Origin of the sequence: Pseudovibrio sp. POLY-S9 (assembly GCF_001431305.1) — a bacterium.
Classification (GTDB): Bacteria; Pseudomonadota; Alphaproteobacteria; order Rhizobiales; family Stappiaceae; genus Pseudovibrio.
Genome location: NZ_LCWX01000246.1, coordinates 1 through 347 on the forward strand (window position 1 = coordinate 1; position 347 = coordinate 347).

Below are 347 nucleotides of genomic sequence, written 5' to 3' on the forward strand. Positions count from 1 at the left end.
GCCCACGGCTCTGACTGCCGGATCTTCCAGAAGAAAAGCGTACCTGAGATCGTCAAGATCCTGCTGAAAGAACACGGCGTCGAGGATGTGAAGTGGGATCTGACCGAGCCTCATGAGGCGCGCGAATACTGCGTGCAGTACCGGGAAAGTCACTTAAGCTTTTTAGATCGCATCACGGCAGAAGAAGGCATCTGGTACTACTTCACCTATGGTGCCAATGGCCAGCATACGCTGCAGTTTATTGATAACCCGCAGATCGTCTCCGAGCTCCCAGACCAGCCCAAGCTAGAATATAACAGCATGGCTGGCGGGGCGGTCAAAGGCGTTTATTGCAACAGCTTTGTCCT

The 347-nt window shown here is 53.3% G+C and carries 1 protein-coding gene; it reads left to right on the forward strand.

Translation table 11 applies throughout. The features are described 5' to 3' along the window. Positions 1–347 (forward strand): contractile injection system protein, VgrG/Pvc8 family (locus tag PPL9_RS28220; RefSeq protein ID WP_280139087.1); only part of this gene is annotated, 347 nt, incomplete at both ends.